Source organism: Streptomyces sp. NBC_01283 (assembly GCF_041435335.1).
In the GTDB taxonomy this organism is placed as follows: domain Bacteria; phylum Actinomycetota; class Actinomycetes; order Streptomycetales; family Streptomycetaceae; genus Streptomyces.
The window spans coordinates 1,244,698-1,266,443 of record NZ_CP108430.1; the positions used below are offsets into that span (position 1 = coordinate 1,244,698).

The following is a 21,746-nucleotide window of genomic DNA, read 5'->3' on the forward strand; positions in this document are numbered from 1 at the left end:
TCAACGAGGTTAACCAGCGCTTGACCACTCCATGACCATCAGCTGGGCCGACCCATACTCATCAGACCGCGCAGACCGTCCTGCAGCGCCTCGACCGGAACCTCGTCGAACAGTGCGAGCTGCGCGACGAATCCCTGGGCCGCGCCGATCATCACCCGCGCGACATGGTCGGCCGGGATGTCGTCCCGCATCATGCCCGCCGCCCGATACCCCTCGACGATCTTCACCCAGGCCACCCGCACCTTGGCGTACCCCTGGCGCATCACGGCCGCGAGCTCTTCGTTGCGCAGGGTCTCCGCCCACACCTGGACGATCAGACGCGGAAGGTACGAGGACTCCCCCTCGTGGACGCCGGTCTTACGGCCGAGCACCTGGGTCAGCGCCCGGCCGACGAGCACGTCCGGCGGAGGCGGCGGGGTCTCCTCGGCCGCCGCCTCGAAGGTCGCCTGGATCCATTCGAGGACCTCGCCGACGATCGCCCCGATCAGCTCCTCCTTGCCGCTGAAGTAGCGGTAGACCGCCCCGGCCGAGAGTCCGACCTCCTTGAGTACGTCCTGCATCGACGTGGCGTGGAAGCCGTTGCGGGCGAAACAGAGGGCGGCGCCGTCGAGGATCTGGCGGCGGCGTGCGTCTAGGTGCTCCTGGGATACGCGGGCCATGCCGCCAAACTAAAACGAACATTCCTTCTTGACAAGCGCCACGACCGGCAGGACAGTGTGGGCATCACGTAAAACGAACGATCCTTCTCTTTAAGGCAACGCTTCGACCAAGAGCGCACGTCGCAAGCAAGAGCGCACGAAGGAGCTCCGCACATGTCCACGCCCGTCGCCACTCCTCCCCCGCAGGGCCGCCGCATGGTGGCGGTGGCCGTCCTGGTCTCCGCCCTCGTGGCCCTCGCCCTGTGGGCCTTCGCCTGGCCCGCCGCCAGAACCGCCCCGCGCGACCTGCCCCTCGGCGTCGCGGGACCCGCCGCGGCGACGGCTCCCCTGAAGGCGCAGTTGGAGCACCGTGAGGGCGCGTTCGAGATTCACGGGTACGCCGATGAGGCTGCGGCCCGCGACGCGATCGAGGACCGGGCCGTGTACGGAGCGGTCGTCGTCACGCCGAAGGGAATGAAGCTGCTGACCGCGACGGCGGCGAGCCCGGTGGTCGCCCAGCTCCTGGAGCAAGCGGTGGCCGGTCAGGCCCCGGCGGGGACCGAGGTGCCGACCACCGATGTGGTGGCCGCACCCGCGGCCGACCCACGGGGCTCCGCATTCGCCGCGAGCATGCTGCCGCTGGTGATCGCGGGGGTAGCGGCCGGTGCGGTCGTGACGATGCTCGGCCTGCGCGGTGTCCGCGCGGTGGCCTCCCTCACGCTCGCCGCCGCGATGGCCGGCGTGGTGGCCGTCGCCGTGGCCCACAGCTGGCTGGGCATCCTGTCGGGCAACTGGTGGGCGGAAGCAGGGGTGTTGGGGCTCTCGACGCTCACGGTGGGCGCCGCCGTTGCCGGGTGTGCCGCACTCCTCGGCCCGGCGGGCATAGGGGTGGGCGCACTGACGATGGTGCTGCTCGGCAACCCGTTCTCCGGTGTGACGTCCGCGCCGCGGCTGCTGCCCGAACCGGTCGGATTCCTCGGCCAGTTGCTGCCGCCGGGCGCCGGAGGCACCCTGCTGCGCTCGGTCTCCTTCTTCGACGGCGCGCGCATCACGGGCCCGCTCGTCACCCTCGCCGTCTGGGCCCTGCTCGGACTGACGGCGGTACTGCTCGGGGTGCTCCGCCGGCCCGCCGCCGCGGCGCGCGACGAGGCTCCGGCGGCGAGGGAAGCGGTGCCGGTCGCCTGACCCCGTGACACCTGCCCTCCCCCGGCACACGAAGACAGCCGTACGCCCCCGCTGTAGCGGACGGGGGCGTACGGCCTCCCTGCGTCCAAATGACGCCCAAATGCCGTACGGCTACTTCGTGTTGGGTCCGCGGTGCTCGGCGGCGATGCCGAACCGCTGCCGCTCACCGGCGCCGGACGACGAGGACGACGCGGAGCCGAGCGATGAGACGGAACTGACCACCTGCTCGTCGTCCGCCACCCCCGACGCCTCGAGGCGTTCCAGGTCTGCGGCGGAGACGAGGGCCACGAGTGGCTTGCCATGACGGGTGACGACCACCCGCTCACCGCCGTACACGACGCGGTTGATCAGGTCGGCGAGCTCTGCTCGGGCTTGCGTCACCGGAATCTCGTAGGCCATGCTCCCCAGCTTAACCGTCGTCCGCTACGGCCATCCGGTCCGTGCGGAACAGATGCGCCGCAGGTCAGAGGGGTCGGTCAGCGGATTCGCGCGCCGAATCCAACGGCCGGGCATCCTCACCCCGGCCGTCGTCGTGCTGGGCGAGGAGCGTGAGGAGTTCCGCCACGGCGAGCCCCGATTCGGCGGGGTGACGCAGGATGGTCCCCGATTCGATGCGATACGTGTTGGAGCGGCCTTGACGCGTGTGGGAGAGGTATCCGCCCTCCTCCAGGTCGGAAACGATCTTCTGTACGGCACGCTCGGTGAGTCGGCAGCGAGCGGCGATGTCCCGGATGCGAGTGGCCGGGTCGTGGGCGATCGCGGCCAGCACGCGGGCGTGATTGGTGAGGAATGTCCAACCGCTGTGTGATTCAGGTACTGCAGCCATCCCCCCAAGATAGGGCCATTGATTCACGCATTCAAAAGGACGAACTATATTTCCGGTATCTCTTGACGGGTGTGCCTCCTCGGGTCGACGCTGGGTGAGGTGATGACACCCGGACGCCTACGGAGTGGCCGCCATGACAGAACGTGTGCTTCTCACGCGGCTCGCGGAGGTCCGCGAAGCCACCCGCGCCACCCCCTCCCGCGCGCCGGACGGGCCGGATCGGCCGCTGCCGCCGATCACACCGGTCCTCACCGGTGACCTGGTGACCGTGCCGGACGCCGACGTCGAGCAGGACCCCCGCGTCGAACTCGGCCAGCTGCGGCGGGCCATGGAGACGCGCCCCGTCATCGACATGGCGCGCGGCGTCCTGATGGCGTCCTTCGGCCTGAGCGCCGACGACGCGTGGAGCGTGCTGGTCTCGCTCTCCCAGAACACGAACACCAAGCTGCACCTCGTGGCGGACGAGGTGGTCGGCGCCGTCACGGGAGGCAAGATCCCGAAGCCGTTCCGCCGGCAACTGGCCGCGACGATCGACGGGCTCCGAACATCACCGACAGCGGCCCGCACCGGCGAGGAATGAGCGCGGTGCGAGCACCCGGCCCCTGGTGCCGGACCGGGCTGCGGCGAACTCCACCCCCGAGGGGAGGCGTTGATGGACTGGATGACGGGAGCACTCTGCGCGAGGAGCCGGCCGCGAAACGAATCTGCCTGCGCTGCCCCGGAGGGTGCGGTACTGCGCCACCGGGTGGCGGCGCCGGCACCCGGCTCGCCCCCGGCAGCGCCGCCCGCGTCAGTGCTGCAGCGCCGCGATCCGCAGCGGAACCGGCTGGACCGCGGGCGCCGCGGCCTCCCTTCCGCTGACCTCAGCCCACCACTCCCCGCCGTCCTCCATGTGGCGCAGGAGTACACCCTCACGGATGGCCCAAGGGCACAGGGTGACCGTCTTGACGTCCGTCAGCTTCATCGCCGTATGCCCCACGATCGCCCCGGCCAGGCTCTGCGCGGCCCGCGGCGCCGAGACCCCCGGCAGCGTGGCCCGCTCGGACGCCGGCAGCGCGGCGAGCCGGTCACGGCAGCGGCGCAGGTCGGCCCGGCTCAACTGCCTTTCCATGAAGGGTCCATGGCGGCCCGGGGCGGCGCCCCCGAGCCGCGCCAGTTGCTGGAACGTCCGGGAGGTCGCCACGGCGGTGCGGGGCCCCTCCCAGCGGATCCGCGCGGCGACGTCACGCAACTGGTGACGCACCTTGCGCCGCAGCGCCTTCACGCTCTGCTCGGTCGGCAGGTCCTCACCGTCGAAGAACTCCCGGGTGAGACGGCGCGCGCCGAGGGGCAGCGATGCCACGTAGTCCGGGAGCCGCCCGCGCCCGAAGGCCACCTCCAGAGAGCCGCCGCCGATGTCGAACATGGCCAGCGGCCCGGCCCGCCAGCCCATCCACTGACGGGCGCCCAGGAAGGTGAGTTCGGCCTCCACCTCTCCGGGCAGCGTGCACAGCCGTACGCCGGTCTCCTCGCCGATCGTCCGCAGCACGTCCACCCGGTTGGGCGCACTGCGCACCACCGTCGTGGCGAAGGCGAGCGGCTCCGCCGCGCCCCATCTTCGGGCGGTCCCGGCAGCCGCGGCGACCGCCGTGGCGAGCTGCCCCACCGATTCCTCGGGAATCACCCCGCACGGCCCGACCTCCTCGGAGAGCCTCACCTTCCACTTGGCGGTGTGGACCGGCAACGGCACACCGTCCTCAGCGTCCACGACGACCAGCCGGACCGCATTCGAACCCACATCCATCACACTCATCCGCATGTCACTCTGAGTACCCATCAGGCCAGAGATCAGTCACGCTGATTGACCTTCGCGGGGCCAGGGAACTCGTGATCCATGACCGTCGATCACGCCCGAGCCCCCGTACTCGAAGCCCTGGCGGACCACCGCAGCAAGGGCCGCGTCGCTTTCACCCCACCGGGCCACAAACAGGCCCGGGGAGCCGATCCACTGGTGCGGGAGGTGCTTGGCGACGCCGTCTTCCACGGCGATCTCCTCGCCTCCGGGAGCCTCGACGACCGTCTCGGCCGTGGCCGGGTCCTGGAACGGGCCGAGCAGCTGATGGCCGACGCGGTGCACGCGTCGTACACCTTCTTCTCGACGTGCGGCAGTTCCCTGTCGGTCAAGGCAGCGATGCTCTCGGCCGCGGGGCCGCACGAGAAGCTGCTCATCGGACGCGACGCCCACAAGTCCGTCGTATCGGCCCTGATCCTCTCCGGCATCCGCCCGGTCTGGGTCGACCCTTCCTGGGATCCCGAACGGCACCTGGCGCACCCGCCCACGGCCGAAGCCTTCGCCGAGGCGTTCGCCGCCCATCCGGACGCGAAGGGTGCCCTGGTCACCAGCCCCACCCCGTACGGGAGCTGCGCCGACCTGCGCGGCATCGCGGAGGAATGCCACCGGCACTCCCGTCCGCTGATCGTGGACGAGGCCTGGGGCGCACACCTCCCCTTCCACCCCGACCTGCCGTCCTGGGCGATGGACGCGGGCGCCGACGTCTGTGTGACCAGCATCCACAAGATGGGCAGCGGCCTGGAGCAGGGGTCCGTCTTCCACCTCCAGGGCGACCTGATGGATCCGACGGTGCTGAAGTCCAGGGCGGATCTGTTCGGCACCACCAGCCCGTCCGTGCTCATCTACGCCGGGCTCGACGGCTGGCGCCGCCAGATGGCTCTGCACGGCAAGGAACTCATGGGAGCCGCCCTCGATCTGGCAGCAGACGTCCGGGCGGCGATCGAGGAGATCCCCGGACTGCACGTGAACGACAGCGACGATTTCTGCGGGCCCGCGGCCGACTTCGATCCGCTGCCGGTCGTCATCGACGTGAGCGGACTGGGAACCTCCGGCTTCCGGGCGGCGGACTGGCTGCGCGAGCACCGCTCGGTCGAGGCGCACCTGGCCGATCACCGCCGCATCAGCACCCAGCTCACCCACGCGGATGACCGGGAGACGACGGACGAGCTCCTGGCCGCGCTGCGGGACCTGGCCCAGGCCGCTCCAGGACTGCGTCCGGCACCGGCCGTGGATGTCCCCTCCCCCACCGCCCTGCGTCTTTCCCAGGACCATCTGCCCCGTGACGCCTACTTCGGGCCCACCGTCGACGTTCCGGTGGCCGAGGCGGCGGGACGCGTGGCCGCCGAGATGCTGACGCCGTATCCGCCCGGAATTCCCGCGGCGCTCCCCGGTGAACGTCTCACCGAGCCGGTGCTGCGCTATCTGCGTACCGGCAAGGCGGCCGGGATGAACCTGCCTGACGCCGCGGATCCCGGTCTCGACACCGTGCGGGTCGTCCGGGACCAGGCCCCCTGAGGGGCCACCGGTAGACCCAGCACCCACCCACACACCCACACACCCACACATCAGTAAGAGGCCCGGGCGTTACGTCCGGGCCCCACAAGGAGAGAGAGCAGCCATGCGTGTCGCATTCCTGATGGCCCCCGAGGGCGTGGAGCAGATCGAACTCACCGACCCCTGGAAGGCGGTGACCGACGCGGGCGGCGAGCCGGTCCTGGTGTCGACGGAGCCGGGCCGCGTACAGGCCTTCGACCATCTCGACAAGGCCGACACCTTCCCCGTGGACGAGGTCGTCGGCGATGTGTCGGCCGATTCCTTCGACGGGCTCGTCCTGCCGGGCGGCGTGGCCAACCCGGACGCGCTGCGCCTGGACGAGGGGGCCGTCTCCTTCGTACGCGGCTTCTTCGACAGCGGCAGGCCGGTGGCCGCCATCTGCCATGCCCCGTGGGTCCTCGTCGAGGCGGACGTCGTCTCGGGCCGCGGACTCACGTCGTTCCCCAGCCTCCGTACGGATATCCGCAACGCGGGCGGCACCTGGGTCGACGAGCAGGTGAAGGTCTGTCACGACGGCCCCAACGCGCTGATCACCAGCCGCAAGCCGGACGACCTGAAGGCGTTCTGCGAGGCGTTCCTGACGGAGTTCGCGAAGCCGACCGCTTCCTGACCCGAAACCTCCTGACCCGGGAAGAGACGAGAAGAGAAGGGCCCTAGTCCCTCGGAAGCAGCGGCCCCAGCGGCCCGAGGTCCAGATTCAGGTCCTCGGGCCGCAGGCCGTAGCGTTCGCGCAGCTCGGCCATGCGGTCGTCGAGCAGCATCAGCGTGAGGCCGATGCGCTCCTCCTGGTCCTCGTCCAGCTCTCCGGTGTCGAACCGGCGCACGGCCTGCCGCTCCATGAGCTGGCGCAGCAGCTCCACGACGGTCAGGACAAGCTTGATCAGGTCGCGTTCCACCGTGTCCGGTTCGAGTTCCAGCCGGTTCTTCCCCGTCGTCCGGGAGTGCTTCCGCAGCTGCTCCCGCTCCCGCTCCTCTTCGCTCACAGCAACTCCTCGAAGGGTGAGGGGACTTGCTCGTTCACCGAGCTGATGAGTGCGTTCAGGTCGATGCGGACGAGATCGACGTCCGCGATGCGCAGGGTGAGGTCGCCGGTGATGACGACCCCACCCGCGAGCAACCGGTCGAGCAGGTCGACGAGAGCGACCTCCCGGCGTTCGAAGACGGTCACGGTCCCCCCTCCCCCGCCGCGGCGTCCCCTTCGGCGTCGAGGCCGGCGAAGGAGTACGCGGCCCACGGACCCGTGATCTCCACGCGCATGCCGGACTCCTGACTCTTCACGCCTTCCACCAGCTCGACGAAGGCCTCCGAGTCCGAACGCGGCACCAGGTAGGCCGCGTTGAGGACATTGCGGCCCGCTTCCTTGGAGAGCGCGGAGTTCTGAGGCGCGTGCAGCCGGGCGTCCTCCGCGTGCTCGCAGAGCGTGTCGTGCAGCTGGTGGGCGAACTTCTCGGCGCTCTCCCACATCTCTTCGTGCGCCCGATTGCGCTGTCGGCGCTGGCGCAGGTAGTCCCGGCCCGACGCGGCCTTCTCCGGCTCGGCCGCCGGGCGGGCGGCCTCCGCGTCGGCATGGATCTTCACGCCCCATTCCACGCGGCCGTCGAGCCGGTCGAGCGTGCGCCTGAAGGAGTCCTCCCGTGCCTCCATCATCGCGCGCACTCCCGCGTCGTCCCGGAACACGGTGGCGAGCCGCAGCGGCAACGGCGTGGTGACCACCGTCAGCGCGTCGATCACGGACTGGTGAGCGCGAGCGGTCGCGCTCAGCCAGTCCAGATCCTCCAGGTGGCGCCGGAGCGGCTCCTCGGCGAAGTCCCGCTCCGGCACGGTGCCGACCACCGCGATCAGGCCGTGGTGCGACAGCTGACCGGGGGGACCTCCGTCCACCCCGGTCACCTGCGCCTGGAGCGGCGCGTCGAAGGGCCGGCAGATCGCGTAGACGTACCGCAGTCCGCTCATGTGCTTTCCTCCGTCTTGCTCTGCCGGGGCTTGCTCCGCTCGGTCTTGCCCCGCTCCACCTTGCCGCGCTCCGTCCTGCCCTGGTCCAGCTGCTCCAGTTCGGCGACATGGGCACGCAACTCGGCGTTCTCACGGGTGAGTTCGTCGCGACGCGCACGGGTGGACAGCGCGGGATCGTCCTCCCACCAGTCGATCCCCATCTCCTTCGCCTTGTCGACGGAGGCGACGATGAGCCGCAGCTTGATGGTCAGCAGTTCGATGTCGAGCAGGTTGATCCGGATGTCCCCGGCGATCACGACACCCTTGTCGAGCACGCGCTCCAGGATGTCGGCGAGGTTCGCACCGCCGCCCTGCCCGTACGGTTCGGGCATCCGGCTGGGCATCGTCATCGACGACTCCCGCTCACTGCGGCCTCTTCTTCGTACCGCGGGTCATCTTCGTCCTCTGCTTCTCCTTCTTCCTCGTCTTCGTACCTCGCCTCGTCCTCATCGCCCTCGTCTTCCTCGTCCTCGTAGGACTCCTCGGGCTGGTCCTCGGCGTCGTGCTCGTCTTCCTCGTCCTCGTAGGACTCTTCGGGCCGGTCCTCGTCGTGCTCGTACTCGTCCTCGGCCACGTCGTCCGACTCGCCCTCGGACTGGTCCTGCTCCTGCGCTTCCTCTTCTTCCGCGACCGCGTCCTCGTGGCTGTGGACGACCTCACCGTCGCGGATCTCGCCGCGCCAGCCGTCCTCCGCCTCACCCTTGATGGTGATGAAGCGCGCGTAGTTCTTCAGGTCGAGCCGGGCCCGGCGACCCTGGGCGCGCCAGATGTTGCCGGTCTTCTCGAAGAGGCCCTTCGGGTAGTACTCCAGGACCAGCAGGACGCGCGTGAGGTTCTCGGCCAGCGAGTGGAAGGAGACGACGCCCTTCGTCGTGCCCTTCGCACCCTCCGAGGTCCACGCGATCCGGTCGTCGGCGACCTGTTCCGTGGTGTGCGCCTTCCAGCTCCGGTTGGACCAGAAGACCTTGGCCTGCCAGTCGGAGGTGGTGTCGTCGGCGCGGTTCGCGCTCTTGACGCCCTTGGCGAAGGTGCTGAAGTCCTGGTACTGGGTCCACTGATCGTAGGCCGTGCGCAGCGGCACGCCGACGTCGATGAACTCCATGATGACCGTCGGCTTCTTGCCGGCCCCGCCCTTGCGGCGGCCCTTACCCCCGGTCATGTTCTTGAAGGCGCCGACCACACTGTCCTTGGCCCGGCCCGCGCCGACCTCCACGGCGGACCGCAGCGGTCCCTTGCCCTCGGCCATCTTGCGGCCACCGTCGAGGGCGAGCTTGGCGAAGCCCGGGCTATTGCCCTCGGCGATGTCGTTGAGCTTGCCCGTCGTCTCGCCGAGCTTGTGGCCCACTCCGACCAGCAGTCGCTGGGCCTGCGCGCCGAGATACTCCTGGACCTCTGACTTGAGCCGGTCGGCGGCCTCGCTCTGTGCGATGCCGGCGAGCGGATTCTCCTTCGCCTTGCCGGTGGCGGATTTCATGGTGTCACTCATCACGACCGCCCTCCTTCGGCAACCGGGCCCCGGTGGCACGGCGCGCGGAAGTCTTCGCCGCGGCCCTTGCCGGAGCCTTCTTCGCCGTCTTCTTCGCGGGGCTCTGCCGTGCCGCTGTCTTCTTGGCGGTGCTCTTCTTCGCCGCCGCCTTCTTGGGGGCGGGCTTCCGCTGGGGTGCGCGCTTCCTCGGCCGCGGCTCCTCATCGGATTCCGCCTCCGGGGACTCCTCGCGGTCCTGGTCGTCGCGGTTGTCGCGGTCGTCCCGCGCCTCCCGGTCCTCCCGCCCGTCCTCTTCCTCGTCCTCGTACTCGTACTCGTCGTCCGGCTCTTCCGCCTCTTCCTTGCCGCCGCGACCCGGGATGTCCGGCGTCACGCCCGCGAGCTGGTCGCGCACATCCGCCGTCCGGCCGTGCAGCCGGTCCGCGAGACCCGATATCTGCCGCTCGACCAGCGCACCGGAAGCGGCCTTGCCGACTCCGCGCAGGTCCTGGCGCAGCTGGTCACCGATCTCCTTGAACTGCGGGTTGTTCTGCAGCTGTTGAGACAGCAGGTCGCCCAGCGCGCGCGGGCTCAGGTTCATCCGTTTGCCGGCCACCATCGTGCCGACGGCGAACGCCAGCTTCATCTTCTTCGTACGTCCGAGGACGTATCCGGCCCCTACCGCGAGGCCAAGTCCCAGTCGATTCATTGTGTGGTCCCGTTGTCGGTTCCCGCGCCGGAGCGCAGGCCTATTTCCAGGCGGTCGAGCAACTCGTCCTCCCGGCGGTCGAATTCCTCCTCCCCGATCTCCCCCGACTCGAGCTGCTGCTCGAGAAGGGCGAGTTCGGACCGGACGGTGGCCGGGTCGTAGTAAAGGCGCTCAGCCTCGGCCAGTACCTGGTTCACCGCCCACAGACCGCCGCGCACCGGGGCGAGCGGCAGCATCAGTACTTCGCCGATGAGTCCCATGCGTCACTCCCGGCCCGCCTGCGAGCTCGCGGACTCCGGCGTGGCACCCGCCGGTTCGGAGGGCCCTGGCTCGACGAAGCTGTAGGGCGGCAGCGGGCCGTTGACGCGCAGTTCGATGTGCGGGTGGGTCTTGCGGGCCTCCTCGACGGCGGCGAGGAACACCTCGGCCGTCTTGCGCTCCACGAGGAACGAGAGGTTGGCCAGCCATCCGGTGGACTCGGGGCCCACGCTGACGGAGTGCGCGGCCGGCTCCAGGATGCGGTGGAGCTCCACCGCGTCCTCGGCCTCACGGGCCTGGAGTGCGGCCACCACCATCTCGCCGAGCTGCAGCTTCTGCTCGTAACTGCCGCCGCCTGCCTGCCGGTTGGCCTCGGCGAGCGCCTGCACCTCAGGGTTGTCGGCCATCACGCGGTGCAGTGCGGCCTGCTCCTCGTGGCTGGCCTTGACGTTGTACTCGACCTTGCCCGCCAGCGTCGAGAGCCGCTCGAGGTAGTGCTCGGCACGCTCCGCGAGGACGCTCGCGACGGCTGCGTCGTCCGGGGCGACGTTGCCGAACCGCATGGGAAGGACCGGACCCGCGGCGCCCGCCTCGTTCAGGATGTTCTGGTGGGCCAGCAGGTCGTTGCGCTTGGCCCGCAGCCCCTCGGGCGCGTCACTGACGATCGCCGCCAGGTCGCCTTCCTTGAGGATGCGCACGGAGCGCGCGGGCTTGCCCACGCCGTCCATGCCCTCGGGGAGCGACGGGTGCGAAGCGGCGGTGATGCCGTAGACGTAGGTGCTCATTCCTGCTCCTCCTTCCTGCGCGCGGACGTGCTCTTGCGGGCGCGCGGACGGGACTCGGACTGGCTCTCTTCACGGGACTGCTTGAACGCGTCGGAAATGGTCTCGGCGGCGCCGGACAGGGCGCCCTTGGACTTGCCGCGCGCACCGGATTCGGTGATCTCGCCCATGAGGTCGGGGAGCCCGGGGTTCTTGTGCGGGCCCGCCTCCAGGTCGAGACGGTTGCACGCCTCGGCGAAGCGCAGATAGGTGTCGACACTGGCGACGACCACACGCACATCGATCTTCAGGATCTCGATGCCGACGAGCGAGACACGCACGAAGGCGTCGATGACGAGGCCACGGTCGAGAACGAGCTCCAGGACGTCGTACAGGCCACTGGTGCCGCCCGATCCGCCGGACTGCTGTGCAGGGACTACGGTCATGCCGATCGGCCCTCCTTAGTCTGGGAAGTCTGTGGAAAGCTGCGGAATGCCGCGGGATTCCCGCGGAAGTGCTCTGCCGGGCGCTGTGCTTTCTGCCCTACTTCTTGCCGTCGGCGCGTCCGCGTTCATAGCGGCGGATGCGCTTGTAGCCCAGGAGTTCGCCCTGCGGGTCGCACTCCACCTGGTAGCTCGCCAGGAGACTCATCGTGTCCGGAACCCGGGAGAGTTCCAGGACCTCGATCTCCAACGTCCAGCCGTCATCGGTCTGTTCGAAGGACGACACGGACTCGGCGGCCATTCCGGTGAGCTCGGCAAGCTGGGTGCGCGCCGTGCGCAGCACCTCCATGGGGCCCGGCCGACGCTTCGGCCTGCTGCTTTCCGCACGTTCGGTTGTATTCCTCGAGTTCGGTGAACTCGTTTTCTTCTTTTCTGGATCTGGCGATGTATTCAATATGGCCACCTCGGTCTTTCGAGTGGCCCGTAATCCGTTGGCCAAACATCTTGGTTCGGGTGTCGCATGTCACCGGCTCCGTCGGGGCGACGCCTCGGGGTCGACGGCGCCCGGACGCGTCGCGTCCACGGTCGGCGGCGTCGCCGGCCGCTCGGGCACCGGCGCGGTCACGGGAGGCGTCACGGGCGGCGTCACGGACTGCGGGGTCCGGGACGGCCCGTCCATGCCGTCCATGCCATCCGTGGAGGGACGCGCCGCGCCGCGCAGCAGAAAGGCCACCACGCCGAGTACCACCGCGGTGATCAGCGCGGCCGCCCAGTCGGGCAGCCCCAGGGCGAGCGCGAGACCGAAGGCGAGCGCCAGCGCGGCGCCCGCGTAGAGGCCGACGGCCCCCGCACCGGCGTACAGCGCGGCCTTGCGGCGCTGCTTGCGCGTCTGCTCCCTCAGTTCGTCCCGTACGGCCTCGCGGGCCGCGTGTGTCAGTTCATCGACGAGGCTCTTGTCCATATGCTCCAAGCGATTCATGGCGCCCGGGTACCCGGGCGTCCGGACGCTTAACGCGGCACGCCGGGCCTGCGCTCGCCGTGCCGGGTGGCTTGTTCGAAGGCGTGACCGATCTGCAGAACTCTCAGGTCGCCGCGGTGCGGCCCGACGATCTGCAGCCCGACCGGCAGTCCGCCCGGGGTGAATCCGGCGGGCACGGACAGCGCCGGGCTGCCGGTCGCCGACACCAGGTACGCCGAGCGCATCCAGTCCAGGTAGTCCGCCATCGGCACCCCGTCGACGTCGCCCGGGTACTCCAACTCCACCGGGAACGGCACGACTTGGCTCGTCGGCAGGACCAACACGTCGTACCGCTCGAAGAACTCCCGTACACGGTGGAAGAGTTCGCCGTGGAGCACGGTGGCCCGCTCCAGATCGATGCCGGTGAGCGTGCCCCCCTGTCGTACGTTCCGGACCAGGCTGGGTTTCATCCGGTCCGCCGAGGTCTCCAGGAGCGCGCCGAGAGCCAGGTGGAACTGCCAGGCGCGGAAGGTCCTGAACACCTCGTCGGCGCCGGACAGTTCGGGGCATGCCTCCTCGACCGCGCACCCCAGCGCGGAGAAGACCGTGACGGCGGGCGCGAGCACGTCGCGGACCTCGCGGTCGACCGGCACCGCTCCTCCCAGATCGGGTGACCAGGCGATCCGCAGCCCCCGCAGATCCCGTTCCAGCGGCCCGCCGAACGCGCTGCCCGGCGTTTCCAGAGCGATCGGTGAGCGCGGGTCGGGTCCGGCGACGACGGACAGCAGCAGGGCCGCGTCGGCGACCGTGCGCGCCATCGGACCCTGCACGGCCATCGTCGACCAGGGCGTGGTGTCCGGCCAGCTCGGCACCCGGCCCGGCGAGGGGCGCAGGCCCACCACGTTGCAGAACGAGGCGGGGTTGCGCAGCGAGCCGCCCATGTCGCTGCCGTCGGCAAGGGGGTGCATGCCGCAGGCGAGCGCGGCCGCCGCTCCCCCGCTGCTGCCGCCCGCCGATCTGCTCAGGTCGTACGGGTTGCGGGTCGCCCCGAAGACCGGGTTGACGGTGTGCGAACCGGCCGCGAACTCGGGCACGTTGGTCTTGCCGATAGTGATCGCCCCGGCCGCGCGGATGCGCTCGACGATCAGCTCGTCCCGGTCCGGGACGTTGTCGGCGAGGAGCGGCGTCCCGTAGGTGGTCCGGACGCCTCGGGTGTCGTGGGTGTCCTTGTGGGCGACGGGCAGCCCGTGCAGCGGGCCGAGCGGCGCGCCGTGCGCCGCGGCCTCGTCGGCGGTGCGCGCCTCGTCGAGCGCGCGCTCCGCCACGCAGGTCACCACCGCGTTCACCGGGCCGTTGACCTGGTCGATCCGGTCCAGGTGCGCCTGGACGACCTCGCGCGCGGACAGCTCACGGGTGCGGATCCTGGCGGCGAGTTCGCGGGCGGTGAGGTGGACGAGCCCGGAGGCTTCGCGGACCTGATGTGCTTCGGGGCTCATACGACGCCTTCGGCTCGGGGCGGCTGAGATCGCGACGAGGCGGAGTATGCCCGCGTCGCCGCGCCGGCCATCCCGCCCCGCGCGCCGGGGACTTCGCTTTCAGCGAGCGGCTGAAACGCGGCGCGACTGTTGACTCCGGCTGATCACCCGAACATGCTCCTCACCACACTGTTACGTACATCCTGTACATTTTTTACAGGAAGCCTTGGGGAGCAGCCGACCCCGGTAGAGGAGAGACGTGCCATGAACCGACCGTTCGCCCGCTATGTCCTGCCCGAGTTCCCCGAGCGCACCAGCGCGGGGCAGCGGACCCTCGATCCGTACTCGAAGCTGCTCGAGGAGCGCATCGTCTTCTTGGGGACGCCGATCGACGACACGTCGGCCAACGACGTGATGGCGCAGTTCATGCACCTCGAATATCTGGCACCCGACCGCGACATCTCGCTCTACATCAACTCGCCCGGCGGCTCGTTCAGCGCGATGACCGCGATCTACGACACGATCCGGTTCGTCACCTGCGACGTGGAGACGACCTGTCTCGGGCAGGCCGCCTCATCGGCCGCCGTCCTGCTGGCCTCGGGCACCCCCGGCAAGAGGTTCGCGCTGCCCGGCGCCCGGGTGCTGATCCACCAGCCCTCGCTCGCCGAGCCCATCCACGGCCAGACGTCCGACCTGGCGATCCAGGCCGACGAACTCCTGCGCACGCGCGCGCAACTGGAGAGGCTGCTCGTTCAGCACACGGGCCAGAGCGCGGAACGGATCGCGGCCGACATCGAGCGGGACAAGATCCTCAGTGCGGCCGAGGCAGTTGAGTACGGCCTGGTCGACCGGATCATCGCGAGCCGCAAGTCGTCCCCGCGCACCCCGGACGTGGGGTGAACCGCCGGTGCTGCCGCCCGAACTTCCCCCGCTGCCCGCACTCACCCGCGCCGAGGGCGAGTTGATCGACCGGTACCTCGAAGTGGTCGACCTGGTGGGCCGGATCAACCCCGCCCGCGCCTCGGACACGTACGGCGGACTGCGCGCCGCCCAGGCCCTGGTCGGCAGGGCGGCCGCCCTCCTGGACGCGCTGACGCTCATGCACCAGCGAGGTGAGAGCGCCGTGCACGCGCCGACGCTGGCCAGGGCGCTGCGGGTGCTCGACGGGGAGCGGCGGGCCGGGCGGGTCACCGTGCCGCCACCGTCGGCGTCCTGAAGACCCGTCACTCCACGCTCCTGAGCACCCGTCATCCCGTCGCCCGGCCTCCGAGCCGTCCGGGGCCGGGTTCAAACGAACCAAACGGGCTACCTCGTTCGGCGTAGACGATCGTCGTTCTTGAAGCCGTCTTCAGTTGCGTCAGATGTGTACGCGGGGGGCGGAATTCCTCGTTCCGGTGCTGGTCGAACGATCGTCCGGCGCCTTGACCTGATCCCGTATCCGACCTTGTCCACCCGAACGGTTCAGCCGTGAGGAGCCTCACAAAACGCCGTTTCGGCTCGGAATTCCTGCCCTTCACGGGTCAAGATCCCTTCCGACGACAAGCCCCCGCCACAGCGGCGGGGCGGTCCGGGCGGACGCCGAGTCCTGCCGCCACCCGGATGACCGGTCGACATCGGTGCATCGGCAGGAGTGGAGGACCCAGGCATGACGGGTCGGTCCGGAGAGTCCGGACCACGGCCCTTGGGGTGAAGCCGCACACGCGGCCGGGCAACTTTGTCAGCCCGAATCCGACAGGTCATCCTTCACAGGCGGTTGACGAAGGGTTGCGCATGACTGCGCTGAATCATGTTCCGTCGCTGCTGACCAGGGCCGGTTCCGTATCGGCCCTCACGCTCGCCGTCGTGGGCGGCACCCTCGTGGGCCCAGGGCTCACGTCGGAAGCGGAGGCCGCGACGCACGGAACGAAGGCGCTCAAGATCGCCGCCTCCAAGAAGGGCGCTCCGTACCGCTACGGAGCGACGGGGCCGCGTCGGTTCGACTGCTCGGGTCTGACCCTCTACTCGTTCAAGCGCGCGGGCAAGAAGCTCCCCCGCACCGCGGCACAGCAGTACAACAAGACCCGCCACATCTCCGCCTCCAACCGCGTCCGCGGCGACCTGGTCTTCTTCCACTCCGGCCGGAACGTCTACCACGTCGGCATCTACGCCGGTAAGGGCCGGATCTGGCACGCCCCCAAGTCGAACACCGTGGTGCGGCTCGAGAAGATCTGGACCAAGAGCGTCTGGTACGGCAGGGTGCGCTGATCGCCCGTCACCGGCCGTCGGCTGCAGGACGGCGGTGGCGGGGGCTCACCAACCCCCGCCACCGCCACCGCCCGGACTGCCCCCGCGTGGCTCCCGCCCGGCCCGCCGATCGGCGCGCCCGCCGGGCGTACAGGGCGCCGACGCGGATACTCGTGCGCCATGGCCGAAAACAACAGCTCCTCCACGGCAGGCGACGCGCCCCGCAACGAGACACGCTTCGAACGCGCCGACCGCAATTTCGCGGAGATCCTCCAGGAACTGCGGGTCACTCAGGCCGGGGTGCAGATCCTCTTCGCGTTCCTGTTGACGCTTGCCTTCACCGAGCGCTTCGCCTCGCTCGACACCGTGCAGCGCGCCACCTACGTGACCACGCTGCTCCTTGCCGTCCTCGCCGCGGCGCTGTTCACGGCTCCCGCCGCCGTGCACCGGTCGCTCTTCGGGCAGCACTCCAAGCCGCGGATCGTGCGGGTCTCGTCCCGCCTCGCCGTCCTCGGTATGGGGGTCCTGATGTTCGCGCTCGCCGGTTCCGTGCTCCTGGTGGTGGACGTGGCGGTGGGCAGGACCGGCGGGATCATCGCGAGCGCGGGCACGCTCCTGGTGTGCGCGGGCCTGTGGGGAGTGCTCCCCCTGCTGCTGCGCCGCGCGAGCAAGGACGAGGGCACTGATGGCGCCGAGGCCACAGGATCGGACACGCCGGACGACGTCAGGCCAACAGGGCCTCGATGAGGAGCACCGCGCCCAGCACGCTGAGCGCGACGCCCGTGCCGCCCTCGATCGCACGGGCCGTGCGCGGCTTGCGCAGCCAGCGGCCGAGCCGGTCGACCAGGAGCGCGACGACCGGGAACCACACCAGGGCGAGGGCCACGATGATGGACGCGAGCAGCAGAGTCCTGGGCATCGCGGGGCTGCCCGCGGGCACGAACTGCGGCAGCACGCTGAGGAACGTGATGGGTGCCTTCGGGTTGAGGGCGTTGGTGAAGAAGCCCTGCCGCAGGCTGCCCCCGACCGCTGCCCCCTCCGCGCCGTCCGCCGTCCCGAAGCTCCCCAGGGGCCGCGCCGCCGACCGCAGCGCGCGATACCCGAGGTAGAGCACGTAGGCCCCGCCCGCGGCCTGCAGCGCACGGAAGAGCGTGGGGACCGCCGCGAGGACCGCCGCGACCCCGGCCACCGCGAGCGCCGTGTGCACCAGGAGCCCGCCCGCCACACCGATCGCGCACGTCACTCCGGCGCGGCGGGATGCGAGGGCGTTGCGCACGACGACGGCGAAGTCGGCGCCCGGCATGGCGACCATGCCCGCGGCGACTCCGGTGAAGGCGACCAGTTGTGCGTCCATGGCGCCAAGCCTGCCGTTCTTCTGCCTTCAGCAGGTATGTGGAATATCCTGGGTCTGCCTTAAGCAGTCGTTTAGCCTCACGGCCGACGGACAGCCGCACCGCCCGTCGGCTCCTGCACCGGGAGCGACCATGTACGACCCGACGCGGCTCGCCGCACTGGTGGCGGTCTCCGAGGCCGGGTCGATCACCCGCGCCGCCGAGCGTCTCGGCTACACCGTGCCCGCCCTCTCCCAGCAGCTGGCCAAGCTCGAACGGGAGGCGGGCACCGCGCTCCTGGTCCGGCATCACCGCGGGGCACGGCTGACCGGCGCGGGTGAGCTGCTGCTCGCGCGGGCGCGCCGGGTCCTGGACGAGATGGAGCAGGCCCGGCACGAACTGGCCAGGCTCGCGGGGCTTTCCGGCGGCAGGCTGCGCGTGGGGACCTTCACCACCGCCGGGATCCAGTTGGTGCCGCCCGCGCTGACCGCGTTCCGCCGCGCCCATCCGGACGTCGATCTGACCGTTCGGGCCTATGAACCGCCGCTCGGCATCGCGGCCGTGGCCGCCGGTGAGGTCGATCTCGCCCTGACGCACACGTACGAACCGGCGGATCCGGTGCCGCTGCCCGCGTCCGTGACCGCCGAGCCGGTACTGGTCGAGGAGCTGGTCCTGGTGACCTCGCCCGGTCACGCTCTCGCGAGCTCGTCGTCGCGGCTGCCCCTGACCGAACTCGCCGGGCAGCCGCTGATCAGCATGGCGCCTGAGCATCCGTCCCGGCAGGGGGTGGAGTCCGCGCTCGTCCGGGCCGGCGCGACGCCCTCGGTGCTGGTCGAGACTCCTGGCTACGCACTGGTGTGTGCGCTGGTCAGCGCGGGGCTCGGTGTCGCCGTCGTACCGGAGATGGTGGCGCGGACGGCGGCCACCCCGGTGGGGATGAGGCCGCTTGAGCCGGGGAGTCTGCGCCGCACGATCTCGGTGGTCCACCGCACCGACGAGTCGCATCCGGCGGCGGACACCTTCCGGGCGCTGCTCCGGGGGGCCTTCGGACGTTCAGCGGGGTGAGGGCGAGACCGAGGGGGTGGCCGCCTCGCCACGGACCGGGGCCGTCCACGGCAGCGCGATCCAGACGGTCTTGCCGCCCTCGGCGGTGGGCGTGACCGAGAGCCTGCCGCCGCACTCCATGGTCAGCCAGCGGATGATCACCAGACCGCGGCCGTTGTCCTGCTGGACGGCGGCGGGCAGCCGCTTGGGATAGCGGGGATGGCTGTCGGTGACGCCGATGCGCAGCTGTTCGTCCCGGTCGAGCTCGATGTCCACCCGGAAGGTGGGCGATTGGCCGCGGGTGTGCTGGACGGCGTTCGTGGCGAGTTCGGAGACGATGAGCCGGACCGTGTCGGCCGCTTCGGTTTCGCCCGGCAATCCCCATTCGGCCAAGACGCTCGAGACGTATTTCCGGGCCGCGGAGACCGAGGCAGGATCGCTCGGCAGGGTGACGGATGCTTCCTGAAGGTCTGCCATGGCGACGTTGTCCCTTTCCCACCGGGGCTCGGCTCCGACTCGTAGCGGAAGGCACGAGGACAGTCCCGGAATGGTGCTTCGCGCCAGCCTGCCACTCTTGGACCCCTCACAGGTGGCCAACCACCAAGATGTGCATATATCTGTCGCTCGAAGCGGTGAACTCTGCTACGGAAGACCGTATTTGGGCGCGACGTCGGCACTTCCTCTACTGTCGCCCCTGAGCGGCCCGGGGGAGGCCGAAAAGAAGCGCTCCGTCGGGAGGAGACGGACATGCGGTACGGTCCCGCGGTGCGCCGCCGGAAACTCGGCGCCGAACTGCGCGCGCTGCGCGCGCACGCCGGGCTCACCAGTGGCCAGGCGGCGGGCCGGGTCGGCTGGCACCAGTCGAAGGTCAGCCGGATCGAGACAGGACGTAGCAGCGTCAAGGCGGCCGACGTACGTCTGCTGCTCGATGCGTACGAGGTGCGCGATTCCCGGCTCCGCCAGTTGCTGGTGGCGCTGGCGGGCTCGGACGACGACGGTGGTCGCCGCCAGTGGTGGCACGCCTATCGCGAGCTGCTGCCGCCCGCCTACCGCGACTTCATCAGCCTGGAGTCGCAGGCCTGCCGGATGCGCAGCCTGGAGACCACCGTCGTACCCGGCCTGCTGCAGACGCCGGACTACGCGCGTGCGGTGACGCGGGCCGCGCTCGACGGACTGCCGGACGAGCAGGTGGACGCGCTGGTGGAGGTGCGTCTGGCCCGTCAGGACGTGCTGCGCGCGGCTCCACCGCTGCTACTGAGCGTGATCCTGGACGAGGCGGTGCTGCACCGGCCGGTGGGCGGCCGTCAGGTGCTCGCGGGTCAGTTGAAACGGTTACTGGAAGCCGGACAGTTGCCTCATGTACGACTTCAGGTGTTGCCGTTCGCCGCCGGAGAGCACGTAGGACTCATCGGTTCTTTCGTTATCTTCTCATTTCCGAACATTGCTGATCTGGATGTGGTTGTTCTCGACCACTTGACGAGTAGCCTCTACCTCGAACGGAAAGAAGACCTCCAGGCATACACGGAGGCCTTCAACTCCCTTCAAGGAAAGGCACTTTCACCCGAGGAATCAACGGATCACATCGCCGGGATACGTGACGGCGCGTAAGGGGGCACCATGACGGCACTGCCTCGGCACGTACCTTCCAGCACTTCTCTGCACGGCGCACGGTGGTACCGCAGCAGTCGCAGCAACGGCATGAACAACTGTGTGGAGACAGCCTCGCTCGCTTCAGGGCCGAAGCAGGGGCAGCTCGCCGTACGCGACTCGAAGAACACGGCAGGGCCCGCCCTGCTCTTCTCACCCACGACATGGGAGGCCTTCGTCCACGGCCTCCGGTGACTACCGGGGTGCGGTGCGGCTGATCACTCGTACGGCATCGGCGATCTGTGTGCCGGTGAGATCCGCACGGGCGGTCAGCCGCAGCCGCGAGATGCCGTCGGGCACCGACGGCGGACGGAAGCAGCCGACAGCGAGGCCCGCGCCCCTGCAGTCGGCGGCCCATCGCACGGCCGCTTCCGGTGAGGGTGCGCGCACGGAGACGACGGCGGCGTCGGGACGTACCGCCGACAGGCCTTCCGCCGTGAGGCGTTCATGCAGTTCGGCCGCGACCTCGCGGGCCCGTGCGGCGCGCTCCGGTTCCCCGCGAAGGAGCCGCAGGGCCGCCAGCGCCGCTCCCGCCGCGGCGGGAGCGAGCCCCGTGTCGAAGATGAAGGTCCGGGCCGCGTTGACCAGATGGTCGATGACCTTGGCGGGCCCGAGGACCGCACCGCCCTGACTGCCGAAGGACTTCGACAGGGTGACCGTGGCCACCGTGTGCGCGGTGCCCGCGAGTCCGGCCGCCTGCGGGGCGCCCCGGCCGCCGTCGCCGAGCACGCCGAGCCCATGGGCGTCGTCGACGACGAGACCGGCGCCGAACTCCGTACAAACGGAACTGAGTTCGGCCAGCGAGGCGGCGTCACCGTCGACCGAGAAGACCGTGTCGGACACGACGACCGCGGGACCCGCGTGCGTGTCCAGCGCCTTGCGCACCGCTGAGGTGTCGGCGTGCGGCACCACCTGCGTCGTGCCGCGCGCCAGGCGGCAGCCGTCGATCAGCGAGGCGTGGTTGCCCGCGTCCGAGACGATCAGCGAACCGTGCGGGGCGAGGGCGGTGACGGCGGCGAGGTTCGCGGCGTATCCGGAGGAAAGGACCAGGGCGGACTCGAAGCCGCAGAACTCGGCGAGCTCGCGCTCCAGTTCCGCGTGCAGCTCGGTGGAGCCCGTCACCAGACGGGAACCGGTCGCTCCGCCTCCCCAGCGCCGGGCCGCGGCCGCGGCTCCCCCGGTGATCTCGGGGTGCCTGGCCAGGCCCAGGTAGTCGTTGCTCGCCAGGTCGAGGAGGCCACCGGCGTCGGCGGGGCGGGGGCGCAGGGTGCGGACGAGTCCGGCCTGCGCGCGCAGGTTCGCCTGCTCGTCGATCCAGTCGAACGGCGAGCTCACCATGAGGGTTCCTCCGGGTCGTAAGGACTGGCCGGTTTGTAGACAGTGCACAGACCCTAGCCGTCCGGCCA

Annotated in this window: 30 protein-coding genes and 1 riboswitch; of the genes, 11 read left to right on the top strand and 19 right to left on the bottom strand. The window is 70.2% G+C overall.

What is annotated here, in order from left to right:
• Window positions 1-38 precede the first annotated feature (38 nt).
• The gene (locus OG302_RS05835) at window positions 39-659 is read right to left on the bottom strand and encodes a TetR/AcrR family transcriptional regulator (RefSeq protein ID WP_371525741.1); all 621 of its coding nucleotides are present in this window, start codon (window positions 657-659) and stop codon (window positions 39-41) included.
• A 153-nt stretch (window positions 660-812) separates the two neighbouring features.
• On the opposite strand from OG302_RS05835, the gene OG302_RS05840 reads away from it, so the two are divergent.
• Window positions 813-1,823, top strand: a complete 1,011-nt coding sequence (locus OG302_RS05840; RefSeq protein ID WP_371525742.1) for an ABC transporter permease — start codon at window positions 813-815, stop codon at window positions 1,821-1,823.
• Between the two features lie 111 nt (window positions 1,824-1,934).
• Here OG302_RS05840 and OG302_RS05845 read toward each other — a convergent pair whose 3' ends face one another.
• The gene (locus tag OG302_RS05845) at window positions 1,935-2,222 is read right to left on the bottom strand and encodes a type II toxin-antitoxin system Phd/YefM family antitoxin (protein ID WP_371525743.1); all 288 of its coding nucleotides are present in this window, start codon (window positions 2,220-2,222) and stop codon (window positions 1,935-1,937) included.
• Window positions 2,223-2,286: 64 nt separating this feature from the next.
• Window positions 2,287-2,649: a helix-turn-helix transcriptional regulator gene (locus tag OG302_RS05850; RefSeq protein WP_371525744.1), complete on the bottom strand. Its 363-nt coding sequence runs from the start codon at window positions 2,647-2,649 to the stop codon at window positions 2,287-2,289.
• A 133-nt stretch (window positions 2,650-2,782) separates the two neighbouring features.
• Here OG302_RS05850 and OG302_RS05855 point away from each other — a divergent pair, with 133 nt between their 5' ends.
• Window positions 2,783-3,229, top strand: a complete 447-nt coding sequence (locus tag OG302_RS05855; protein WP_371525745.1) for an ANTAR domain-containing protein — start codon at window positions 2,783-2,785, stop codon at window positions 3,227-3,229.
• A gap of 210 nt (window positions 3,230-3,439) precedes the next feature.
• On the opposite strand, the gene OG302_RS05860 is transcribed toward OG302_RS05855, so the two are convergent.
• Complete coding sequence (locus OG302_RS05860; RefSeq protein ID WP_371750023.1) at window positions 3,440-4,447, bottom strand: Ppx/GppA family phosphatase; 1,008 nt, start codon at window positions 4,445-4,447, stop codon at window positions 3,440-3,442.
• A gap of 75 nt (window positions 4,448-4,522) precedes the next feature.
• On the opposite strand from OG302_RS05860, the gene OG302_RS05865 reads away from it, so the two are divergent.
• Window positions 4,523-5,995: an aminotransferase class I/II-fold pyridoxal phosphate-dependent enzyme gene (locus OG302_RS05865; RefSeq protein ID WP_371525746.1), complete on the top strand. Its 1,473-nt coding sequence runs from the start codon at window positions 4,523-4,525 to the stop codon at window positions 5,993-5,995.
• A gap of 103 nt (window positions 5,996-6,098) precedes the next feature.
• Window positions 6,099-6,644: a type 1 glutamine amidotransferase domain-containing protein gene (locus OG302_RS05870; RefSeq protein WP_371525747.1), complete on the top strand. Its 546-nt coding sequence runs from the start codon at window positions 6,099-6,101 to the stop codon at window positions 6,642-6,644.
• Between the two features lie 43 nt (window positions 6,645-6,687).
• Here OG302_RS05870 and OG302_RS05875 read toward each other — a convergent pair whose 3' ends face one another.
• From OG302_RS05875 to OG302_RS05930, 12 genes are all read right to left on the bottom strand, one after another.
• Window positions 6,688-7,017, bottom strand: coding sequence for a gas vesicle protein K (locus OG302_RS05875; protein ID WP_371525748.1), 330 nt, complete (start codon window positions 7,015-7,017; stop codon window positions 6,688-6,690).
• On the bottom strand, window positions 7,014-7,202 hold the full coding sequence (locus tag OG302_RS05880) for a gas vesicle protein (RefSeq protein ID WP_361831352.1): 189 nt from the start codon (window positions 7,200-7,202) through the stop codon (window positions 7,014-7,016). The genes OG302_RS05875 and OG302_RS05880 overlap by 4 nt, the downstream gene beginning before the upstream one ends.
• On the bottom strand, window positions 7,199-7,987 hold the full coding sequence (locus OG302_RS05885) for a GvpL/GvpF family gas vesicle protein (RefSeq protein WP_371525749.1): 789 nt from the start codon (window positions 7,985-7,987) through the stop codon (window positions 7,199-7,201). Before OG302_RS05885 ends, OG302_RS05880 begins: the two co-directional genes overlap by 4 nt.
• Window positions 7,984-8,376, bottom strand: a complete 393-nt coding sequence (locus OG302_RS05890) for a gas vesicle protein (protein WP_371525750.1) — start codon at window positions 8,374-8,376, stop codon at window positions 7,984-7,986. Before OG302_RS05890 ends, OG302_RS05885 begins: the two co-directional genes overlap by 4 nt.
• Window positions 8,373-9,512 carry an SRPBCC family protein gene (locus OG302_RS05895; protein WP_371525751.1) on the bottom strand — a complete coding sequence of 380 codons (1,140 nt, stop codon included), beginning with the start codon at window positions 9,510-9,512 and terminating at the stop codon, window positions 8,373-8,375. Before OG302_RS05895 ends, OG302_RS05890 begins: the two co-directional genes overlap by 4 nt.
• Entirely contained in the window at window positions 9,505-10,200 is a 696-nt protein-coding gene (locus OG302_RS05900) for a DNA primase (protein ID WP_371525752.1), read from the bottom strand. Before OG302_RS05900 ends, OG302_RS05895 begins: the two co-directional genes overlap by 8 nt.
• Window positions 10,197-10,460 carry a gas vesicle protein GvpG gene (locus OG302_RS05905; RefSeq protein ID WP_371525753.1) on the bottom strand — a complete coding sequence of 88 codons (264 nt, stop codon included), beginning with the start codon at window positions 10,458-10,460 and terminating at the stop codon, window positions 10,197-10,199. Before OG302_RS05905 ends, OG302_RS05900 begins: the two co-directional genes overlap by 4 nt.
• Window positions 10,461-10,463: 3 nt before the next feature.
• A complete protein-coding gene (locus tag OG302_RS05910; RefSeq protein ID WP_371525754.1) occupies window positions 10,464-11,243 on the bottom strand; it encodes a GvpL/GvpF family gas vesicle protein in 780 nt (259 codons plus the stop codon).
• Complete coding sequence (locus OG302_RS05915) at window positions 11,240-11,665, bottom strand: gas vesicle structural protein GvpA (RefSeq protein ID WP_363310939.1); 426 nt, start codon at window positions 11,663-11,665, stop codon at window positions 11,240-11,242. The genes OG302_RS05910 and OG302_RS05915 overlap by 4 nt, the downstream gene beginning before the upstream one ends.
• Before the next feature lie 97 nt (window positions 11,666-11,762).
• Complete coding sequence (locus OG302_RS05920; RefSeq protein ID WP_371750024.1) at window positions 11,763-12,119, bottom strand: gas vesicle protein; 357 nt, start codon at window positions 12,117-12,119, stop codon at window positions 11,763-11,765.
• Between the two features lie 66 nt (window positions 12,120-12,185).
• Complete coding sequence (locus tag OG302_RS05925; RefSeq protein ID WP_371525755.1) at window positions 12,186-12,641, bottom strand: phage holin family protein; 456 nt, start codon at window positions 12,639-12,641, stop codon at window positions 12,186-12,188.
• A 29-nt stretch (window positions 12,642-12,670) separates the two neighbouring features.
• A complete protein-coding gene (locus OG302_RS05930; RefSeq protein ID WP_371525756.1) occupies window positions 12,671-14,116 on the bottom strand; it encodes an amidase in 1,446 nt (481 codons plus the stop codon).
• Between the two features lie 243 nt (window positions 14,117-14,359).
• Here OG302_RS05930 and OG302_RS05935 point away from each other — a divergent pair, with 243 nt between their 5' ends.
• From OG302_RS05935 to OG302_RS05950, 4 genes are all read left to right on the top strand, one after another.
• Complete coding sequence (locus OG302_RS05935; RefSeq protein WP_371525757.1) at window positions 14,360-14,995, top strand: ATP-dependent Clp protease proteolytic subunit; 636 nt, start codon at window positions 14,360-14,362, stop codon at window positions 14,993-14,995.
• 7 nt (window positions 14,996-15,002) lie between these two features.
• Entirely contained in the window at window positions 15,003-15,311 is a 309-nt protein-coding gene (locus OG302_RS05940; RefSeq protein WP_371525758.1) for a hypothetical protein, read from the top strand.
• A gap of 379 nt (window positions 15,312-15,690) precedes the next feature.
• Window positions 15,691-15,862: riboswitch (cyclic di-AMP (ydaO/yuaA leader) on the top strand.
• Between the two features lie 3 nt (window positions 15,863-15,865).
• Window positions 15,866-16,339, top strand: a complete 474-nt coding sequence (locus OG302_RS05945) for a C40 family peptidase (protein ID WP_371525759.1) — start codon at window positions 15,866-15,868, stop codon at window positions 16,337-16,339.
• Window positions 16,340-16,498: 159 nt separating this feature from the next.
• Window positions 16,499-17,065 (top strand): DUF6328 family protein, encoded by a 567-nt coding sequence (locus tag OG302_RS05950; RefSeq protein WP_371525760.1) that lies wholly within the window; start codon window positions 16,499-16,501, stop codon window positions 17,063-17,065.
• On the opposite strand, the gene OG302_RS05955 is transcribed toward OG302_RS05950, so the two are convergent.
• Window positions 17,043-17,672 (bottom strand): LysE family translocator, encoded by a 630-nt coding sequence (locus OG302_RS05955; protein ID WP_371525761.1) that lies wholly within the window; start codon window positions 17,670-17,672, stop codon window positions 17,043-17,045. The genes OG302_RS05950 and OG302_RS05955 overlap by 23 nt on opposite strands.
• Window positions 17,673-17,802: 130 nt before the next feature.
• Between OG302_RS05955 and OG302_RS05960 the strand changes: the two genes are divergently transcribed.
• Window positions 17,803-18,714 (top strand): LysR family transcriptional regulator, encoded by a 912-nt coding sequence (locus OG302_RS05960; protein ID WP_371525762.1) that lies wholly within the window; start codon window positions 17,803-17,805, stop codon window positions 18,712-18,714.
• Here the strand turns inward: OG302_RS05960 and OG302_RS05965 are convergent.
• On the bottom strand, window positions 18,703-19,170 hold the full coding sequence (locus OG302_RS05965; protein ID WP_371525763.1) for an ATP-binding protein: 468 nt from the start codon (window positions 19,168-19,170) through the stop codon (window positions 18,703-18,705). The two genes, OG302_RS05960 and OG302_RS05965, sit on opposite strands and share 12 nt — an antisense overlap.
• Window positions 19,171-19,440: 270 nt before the next feature.
• On the opposite strand from OG302_RS05965, the gene OG302_RS05970 reads away from it, so the two are divergent.
• Both OG302_RS05970 and OG302_RS05975 read left to right on the top strand, forming a co-directional pair.
• The gene (locus tag OG302_RS05970) at window positions 19,441-20,301 is read left to right on the top strand and encodes a helix-turn-helix domain-containing protein (protein WP_371525764.1); all 861 of its coding nucleotides are present in this window, start codon (window positions 19,441-19,443) and stop codon (window positions 20,299-20,301) included.
• Window positions 20,302-20,310: 9 nt separating this feature from the next.
• Window positions 20,311-20,535 (top strand): DUF397 domain-containing protein, encoded by a 225-nt coding sequence (locus OG302_RS05975; RefSeq protein ID WP_371525765.1) that lies wholly within the window; start codon window positions 20,311-20,313, stop codon window positions 20,533-20,535.
• On the opposite strand, the gene OG302_RS05980 is transcribed toward OG302_RS05975, so the two are convergent.
• Window positions 20,536-21,678 (bottom strand): 8-amino-7-oxononanoate synthase, encoded by a 1,143-nt coding sequence (locus OG302_RS05980; RefSeq protein ID WP_371525766.1) that lies wholly within the window; start codon window positions 21,676-21,678, stop codon window positions 20,536-20,538.
• Window positions 21,679-21,746: the final 68 nt, after the last annotated feature.